The organism is Mycobacterium sp., assembly GCF_035640695.1.
In the GTDB taxonomy this organism is placed as follows: Bacteria; Actinomycetota; Actinomycetes; order Mycobacteriales; family Mycobacteriaceae; genus Mycobacterium.
In genome coordinates, this window is record NZ_DASQVQ010000030.1 from 1 (window position 1) to 6,158 (window position 6,158).

Consider the following 6,158-nt stretch of genomic DNA (forward strand, 5'->3'; position numbering starts at 1 on the left):
ACGGGGGTGTGGCGGTTTCCAACGCGCATGGGACCGTTACCGGCGCGGCCGGCGGTGTGCTGCTGCGTCCGTTCGCCAGGCTGATCTCCAAGGACGGTGACAGCGTCACCACCTACGGCGAGCCCTGGAACATGAACTAAAAACCCCAAGGCAAATCAGCCCCCGGGTATGAACCGGGGGCTGATTTTCACGTGTGCGTCAGGTCTTGTCGGCGCTCGTCGTCTTCGCGGTGTCTGGGCTCGGCCCCGTGCCGGCATCCGTCGTGTGCCGGCCGGACACCTGACCGTTGGCCGACAAGATGTCGCGGATCTCGGTCAACAAGCTGAGCTCGGTATCCTGCGCCTGCTCCACCTCACCACGCTTACGGAGCCTGTTATAAGGCAGCACCACAACGAAATACACCACCGCGGCCACGAGGACGAAATTGATGATCGCGGACAACAGGATGTTGAGGTCAATGGTCTGCCCGCCACCGATGCCGAACCGCAAGATGCCGTAGTGCGATTCGCCGCCCGCGCCGACCCGGTTGATCAACGGCTGGATGATGCTGTCGGTAAATCTAGTCACCAATCCGGTGAATGCCGTGCCGATGACGACCGCAACCGAGAGATCAACGATGTTGCCGCGCGCCAGAAAGTCCTTGAAGCCCTTCAACATGTGACGGTCCTCCTCTGCTCGCTCACGAATTCATGAGGCGAACATAGTTCATCAAACCTGAGCGAGACCGTTTCAACTAAGACCGGTACCGGCGACGGTGCGTGCCGTGCGTACGCGCAGCACCACCAACACAGCCCATTCGGTCAGATGCCGCGCTTGGGATTACTCGGTGTCAACTCGACGCTGCGGCCGGCGCGGCTGCCGGCGTGCTTGACGCCGACTTGCCGTTCGACTCCGACTTTCCGTTCGAGTCCGACTTGCCGTTGGTCTTCGACTCGGCCTTATCGCCGGCGACGGCGCCGTTGGACGGTGCACGGCTGTCGGTGCGGTAGAACCCGCTGCCCTTGAAGACAATGCCGACGGAGTTGAACAACTTGCGCAACCGGCCGGTGCACTGCGGGCACGTCGTTAACGGGTCGTCGGTGAACGCCTGCACCGCGTCGAACCGATTGCCACATTCGGTACACGCGTAGGAGTAGGTCGGCACAGGAAACCTCCGTTAGACAAGCTCGTTAGCACTCTACCGTTACAAGTGCCAGACAGCCACTCTTCATTCCCGGCTATGACCCATTCGACAGTGCGACGAGCCCGAAACTTGGAGTCAACGCGTGCGTCATCGCTACGTCGTGCGGTTCAACGGGCAGCTCGTCGACCAGCTCGTCGTCGCGCACTACCGCGACCAACCTCGCTGAGGGTGCCCGAAAGTGCAGCGACCGGTCGTAGAAGCCGGCGCCCCGCCCGAGCCGCACCCCATGCCGGTCAACTGCCAGCGCCGGCACCAGCAACACCTCGGCCGACCCCATCGCCGACGGCGGCAGCCACGGTTCCGGTGGTTCGATCAGGCCAAACGGCGCGGCAACAAGTTCCCCAGGCCGATATTCGCCCCACCGCAGCGGCAACGGCGTGTCGTCGTCGGCCACGCGGGCGACCGGCAGCAACACCCGATCGCAGGCCTCCAGCAACGCATCGAGCAGCTCCGACGAACCGGGTTCCGATCCGACCGGCACGTACGCGGCCACGGTCGCAGTGCCTTCCACGACCGAGGGCACATGCGAACAGAGCGCCCGCGCTTCGGCGTTGTGCACACCGGGAGCAACTTCGGCTCGCGCCGCCAGCACCTTGGCGCGTAGCTGTTGCTTCACGGCGGAATTCACGGGATATCCAGTATCGGCGTTTTTACCGCCATTCCAACCAGAACCCGCGAGGCGTTGCAGTTAATGTGTGAACGATGACACTGCCCGAGGTCCCGATTCCACGGACCGCGATCGTGCCTGCCGCCGGTCTTGGCACCCGTTTCCTGCCTGCGACGAAGACCGTGCCCAAGGAGTTACTGCCGGTCGTTGACACCCCTGGCATCGAGCTCGTGGCCGCCGAAGCGGCGGAGGCCGGCGCCGAGCGGCTCGTGATCGTCACCTCCGAAGGCAAGGACGGCGTCGTCGCGCACTTCGTCGAAGACCTGGTGCTCGAGGGCACGCTGGAGGCCCGCGGCAAGAAGGCCATCCTCGAGAAGGTCCGCCGCGCCCCCGCGCTGATCAAGGTGGAGTCTGTGGTTCAGGCGGAGCCGCTTGGCCTCGGACACGCGGTGTCGTGTGTCGAACCGGTGCTATCCGATGACGAGGACGCCGTTGCGGTGCTGCTGCCCGACGACCTTGTGCTTCCCACGGGTGTGCTGGAAACGATGTCCAAGGTTCGCGCCAAGCGGGGCGGGACGGTGTTGTGTGCAATCGAGGTGGACCCCGACGAGATCAGCGCCTACGGCGTGTTCGACGTCGAGAAGGTGCCGGACGCGGCGAACCCGAACGTATTGCGGGTCAAGGGCATGGTGGAGAAACCCAAGGCCGCGGACGCGCCGTCACCGTACGCCGCGGCCGGCCGCTACGTGTTGGACCGCGCGGTTTTCGGCGCCCTGCGCCGGGTTTCGCGCGGCGCCGGCGGTGAGATTCAACTGACCGACGCGATTGCGCTGCTGATCGACGAGGGCCATCCCGTTCACGTCGTCGTGCATCGCGGCTCCCGACACGACCTAGGAAATCCCGGCGGCTACCTCAAGGCTGCGGTTGACTTGGCACTGGATCGTGATGATTACGGCCCGGACTTGCGGCGCTGGTTGGTAGCGCGGTTGGGCTTGACCGAGCAGTAGGTGCGTGCCGGGTCCACGTTCGACGGCAGAAAGGCATGCTGTGCGTTCGGTGGAGGAGCAGCAGGCTCGGGTGATGGCGGCCGCGGTCGCGCCAAGACCGGTCGGTGTGGCGATCGCCGAGGCGCAGGGCCTGATGTGCGCCGAGGAAGTGGTCACCGAACATCCGCTGCCCGGCTTCGACCAAGCCGCGATCGACGGCTACGCGGTGCGCAGCGTCGACGTCGCGGGCGTTGAATCCAACGGCGCCACAAGCGATGACGACGATGTTGACGAGGCGGACGCCATCGGCGTCGAGGTGAGGCTGCCGGTCGTGGGCGACATCGAGGCGGGCGCGCGAACGCCCAGCCGGCTGCAGCCCCGCCAGGCCGCGCGGATACAGACGGGTGCGCCGATGCCGACGCTGGCCGACGCGGTGCTGCCGCGGCGCTGGACCGACGGCGGCGAGAGCAAGATCAGGGTGTTGCGCAGCGTGCCGACGGGCGCCTATGTGCGACGCACGGGCGACGATGTGCAACCGGGCGATGTCGCGGTGCGCGCGGGCACGATCATCGGCGCGGCCCAGGTTGGGCTGCTGGCGGCGGTGGGCCGCGAGCGCGTGCTGGTGCATCCGCGACCCCGGCTGTCGGTGATGAGCATCGGCGGCGAACTCGTCGACATCTCCCGCACACCCGGCAACGGCCAGGTCTATGACGTGAATTCGTATGCCTTGGCGGCAGCCGGGCGCGACGCGGGCGCCGAGGTGACGCGGGTCGGCATCGTCAGCAGCGACCCCAAGGAACTGCGCGAGGTGGTCGAGGGCCAGGTGAACCGGGCCGAGGTTGTCGTCATCGCCGGTGCGGTCGGAGGTGCGGCGGCAGAACAGGTCCGCTCGGTGCTGTCCACGTTGGGCGAAATGGAAGTCGACCGCGTCGCGATGCATCCCGGTTCGGTGCAGGGTTTCGGCCAGCTCGGTAAGGAGCGCGTGCCGACGTTCCTGCTGCCGGCCAATCCGGTCAGCGCACTGGTGGTGTTCGAGGTGATGGTGCGGCCCCTGATCCGGTTGTCGCTGGGCAAGCGTCAGCCGCTTCGCCGGATTATCGAGGCGCGCACGTTGTCGCCCATCGCGTCGGTACCCGGGCGCAGCGGATTCCTGCGCGGCCAGCTGATGCGCGACCAGGACACCGGTGAATATCTGGTACAGGTCCTCGGCGCGCCCGGTGCGTCGTCACACTTGTTGGCCACGCTGGCCGAGGCGAACTGCCTCGTAACGGTGCCCAGCGACAGCGAGCAGATCCGCACCGGCGAGATCGTCAGCGTCGCGTTCCTGGCCCAACGCGGCTGAGTGACAAAGGTTTCCCGGGCCCGTGAACCTGTGGCGGTCGTCTTCTGTGCATCCCGGATGGCCGATGGCCGTCGGCCCGATCCGAGTCGCCGCGGGCTTGGTGCGACTACGGCCGGTACGTATGCGCGACGCCGCGCAGTGGAGTCGCATCCGGTTGGGCGACCGCCGACACCTCGAGTCGTGGGAGCCCAGCGCCGAAGCGGACTGGCAAGTCCGACACTCCATTTCGGCGTGGCCGTCGCTGTGCTCGGGACTGCGCTCGGAAGCCCGCAAGGGACGAATGCTGCCTTACGCGATCGAACTCGACGGGCAATTCTGCGGTCAGCTGACGATCGGCAACGTCACGCACGGTGCGCTGCGTTCGGCGTGGATCGGCTACTGGGTGGCGAGCGCCGCGACCGGAGGCGGGGTCGCCACGGGTGCGCTGGCGCTGGGCTTGGACCATTGCTTCGGCCCGGTCAGGTTGCATCGTGTCGAGGCCACGGTGCGGCCCGAGAACGCGGCCAGTCGCGCGGTGCTTGCGAAGGTCGGGTTCCGCGAAGAGGGACTGCTGCGGCGTTACCTCGACGTCGACGGTGCGTGGCGGGATCACCTGCTCGTCGCCATCACCGTCGAGGAGGTGTACGGGTCGGTCACCTCGACGCTGATCCGGGCGGGGCACGCCAGCTGGTCCTAGACGTGTTACAAATGTGACTCGCGTGACCGTTGATGCTTGTCAGGCGCGAATTACAGGTGTGTAATTGTAGGGCCGGGCCTCTGGCGCGCCTCGTTCGCCTGCTGGCGCGCCTCGTCCGCCGCGACGCTGACCAGGGCCCAGCCTGACGCTGAAAGGAGCGCGATATGCCAAGCGTCCCCCAATCACTCCTGTGGATATCGCTGGTCGTGCTCTGGCTGTTCGTGTTGGTTCCGATGCTGATCAGCAAGCGCGACGCCGTTCGCCGTACCAGCGACGTGGCGCTGGCCACCCGGGTGCTCAACAGCGGCCCGAGCGCGCGCAGGCTGAAGCGGGGCGGCCCCGCAGCCGGTCACCGCAGCGACCCCGACTGGCAGGCGCCCGAAGATGGCGACGACGAGCTGGACGATGAGGAGCACGACGAAGAGCCGCCGCGAATCAAGTCGGTCGTGCTGGCCCCGATCGACGACAGCGCCGACACCGAGCCCAATTACATCGACGTCGACGTTGTCGAGGATTCGGCGGCGCTCCCGGTGGGTCGCAGGGATCAACCGGTGGGTCGCAGGGACGTGCCGGTGGGTCGCAGGGATGTGCCGGTGGGTCGCAGGGACGTGCTGGTGGGTCGCAGGGATGTAGAGGAAGAGCCAGAAGCCGAACCACCGGCTGAACCGGTCGTCAGCGCGGTCCCCGACGTGGAGGATGACGTCGAGGACGCGGAAGATCACATCGCGGACGCGGAGGATGACGTCGCGGACGCGGAGGATGACGTCGAGGAAGCGGAGGACGACGTCGAGGAAGCCAGCGAAGCTATCGCTGGGGAGGCGGCCGAGGGCACCGACGACGAATACGAATACGTCGAGGACACATCGGGTTTGGCATCGTCAGACGATCCGCCAACGACGGTGCCATCGACTGCGTCGCGTCGACGCCGATACGATCCCGAGGCGGCCGCCGCGGCCAGCGCGCGCAAGTACAAGTTCCGCAGGCGGTTCGTCACGGCGCTGGTATTGATGTTGATTGCCTCGGCGATCGCGGGCTATTTCGCGTGGCCGACCGGCTGGTGGGCGTGCCGGATCATCGGGGCATTCACACTGCTGTACCTTGTGTATCTGCGCCGGCAGACGCGCATCGAGCAGCGGCTGCGCCTGCGCCGCATGCAGCGGATGGCGCGGTCGCGACTCGGCGTGGAGAACACCGAGGACGGCGCGCTCGACCTGGTTCCGTCGCGGCTGCGTCGACCCGGCGCGGTGGTGCTGGAAATCGACGACGAGGATCCGATTTTCGAGCACCTCGACTACACGCCGGGGCCAATGGGCTACCAGTTGCCGAAGGCCGCGGGGCAGTAGCGACGTTTCAGGGTCGCCGGC

8 protein-coding genes are annotated in these 6,158 nt (G+C 66.7%); 5 read left to right on the forward strand and 3 right to left on the reverse strand.

Annotated features, from left to right (window positions below; genetic code table 11):
- Nucleotides 1-140: MspA family porin (locus VE759_RS03760; RefSeq protein ID WP_324928384.1), on the forward strand; the 140-nt coding region annotated here is incomplete at its 5' end.
- Nucleotides 141-198: 58 nt separating this feature from the next.
- Here the strand turns inward: VE759_RS03760 and mscL are convergent.
- From mscL to VE759_RS03775, 3 genes are all read right to left on the reverse strand, one after another.
- On the reverse strand, nt 199-657 hold the full coding sequence (gene mscL / locus VE759_RS03765) for a large-conductance mechanosensitive channel protein MscL (RefSeq protein WP_324928370.1): 459 nt from the start codon (nt 655-657) through the stop codon (nt 199-201).
- Nucleotides 658-829: 172 nt separating this feature from the next.
- Complete coding sequence (locus VE759_RS03770; protein ID WP_324928372.1) at nt 830-1,144, reverse strand: FmdB family zinc ribbon protein; 315 nt, start codon at nt 1,142-1,144, stop codon at nt 830-832.
- Nucleotides 1,145-1,217: 73 nt separating this feature from the next.
- Complete coding sequence (locus VE759_RS03775; protein WP_324928374.1) at nt 1,218-1,811, reverse strand: 5-formyltetrahydrofolate cyclo-ligase; 594 nt, start codon at nt 1,809-1,811, stop codon at nt 1,218-1,220.
- A gap of 74 nt (nt 1,812-1,885) precedes the next feature.
- Here VE759_RS03775 and VE759_RS03780 point away from each other — a divergent pair, with 74 nt between their 5' ends.
- The 4 genes from VE759_RS03780 to glpR all read left to right on the forward strand — a co-directional run bounded on the left by VE759_RS03780 (nt 1,886) and on the right by glpR (nt 6,137).
- Nucleotides 1,886-2,797: a UTP--glucose-1-phosphate uridylyltransferase gene (locus VE759_RS03780; protein ID WP_324928376.1), complete on the forward strand. Its 912-nt coding sequence runs from the start codon at nt 1,886-1,888 to the stop codon at nt 2,795-2,797.
- A 40-nt stretch (nt 2,798-2,837) separates the two neighbouring features.
- The gene (gene glp / locus VE759_RS03785) at nt 2,838-4,118 is read left to right on the forward strand and encodes a gephyrin-like molybdotransferase Glp (RefSeq protein WP_324928378.1); all 1,281 of its coding nucleotides are present in this window, start codon (nt 2,838-2,840) and stop codon (nt 4,116-4,118) included.
- A gap of 22 nt (nt 4,119-4,140) precedes the next feature.
- Nucleotides 4,141-4,794, forward strand: a complete 654-nt coding sequence (locus tag VE759_RS03790) for a GNAT family protein (RefSeq protein WP_324928380.1) — start codon at nt 4,141-4,143, stop codon at nt 4,792-4,794.
- A gap of 164 nt (nt 4,795-4,958) precedes the next feature.
- Nucleotides 4,959-6,137: a gephyrin-like molybdotransferase receptor GlpR gene (glpR, locus tag VE759_RS03795; protein WP_324928382.1), complete on the forward strand. Its 1,179-nt coding sequence runs from the start codon at nt 4,959-4,961 to the stop codon at nt 6,135-6,137.
- Nucleotides 6,138-6,158: the final 21 nt, after the last annotated feature.